This is a genomic window from Pseudomonas kitaguniensis, assembly GCF_049199985.1.
Classification (GTDB): Bacteria; Pseudomonadota; Gammaproteobacteria; order Pseudomonadales; family Pseudomonadaceae; genus Aquipseudomonas; species Aquipseudomonas kitaguniensis.
This window is the reverse complement of the sequence record NZ_JBLZPT010000054.1, coordinates 1-718: the sequence shown is the minus strand read 5'-3', so window position 1 is coordinate 718 and position 718 is coordinate 1. Positions and strand designations below refer to the sequence as shown.

The following is a 718-nucleotide window of genomic DNA, read 5'->3' as shown; positions in this document are numbered from 1 at the left end:
ATTTCTAGTCTTTGATTAGATCGTTCTTTAAAAATTTGGGTATGTGATAGAAAGATAGACTGAACGTTACTTTCACTGGTAACGGATCAGGCTAAGGTAAAATTTGTGAGTTACTCTGCATTGAGTATTATCGAATTTTCGGCGAATGTTGTCTTCACAGTATAACCAGATTGCTTGGGGTTATATGGTCAAGTGAAGAAGCGCATACGGTGGATGCCTTGGCAGTCAGAGGCGATGAAAGACGTGGTAGCCTGCGAAAAGCTTCGGGGAGTCGGCAAACAGACTTTGATCCGGAGATGTCTGAATGGGGGAACCCAGCCATCATAAGATGGTTACCTTACACTGAATACATAGGTGTATGGAGCGAACCAGGGGAACTGAAACATCTAAGTACCCTGAGGAAAAGAAATCAACCGAGATTCCCTTAGTAGTGGCGAGCGAACGGGGACTAGCCCTTAAGTGGCTTTGAGATTAGCGGAACGCTCTGGAAAGTGCGGCCATAGTGGGTGATAGCCCTGTACGCGAAAATCTCTTAGTCATGAAATCGAGTAGGACGGAGCACGAGAAACTTTGTCTGAATATGGGGGGACCATCCTCCAAGGCTAAATACTACTGACTGACCGATAGTGAACTAGTACCGTGAGGGAAAGGCGAAAAGAACCCCGGAGAGGGGAGTGAAATAGATCCTGAAACCGTATGCGTACAAGCAGTGGGAGCC

General features: G+C 46.5%; 1 rRNA gene. It reads left to right on the top strand.

Features of this window, described 5'->3' with window-relative positions:
- Positions 1–186 precede the first annotated feature (186 nt).
- Positions 187–718 (top strand): 23S ribosomal RNA (locus ACOZK9_RS27330); the annotation flags it as partial.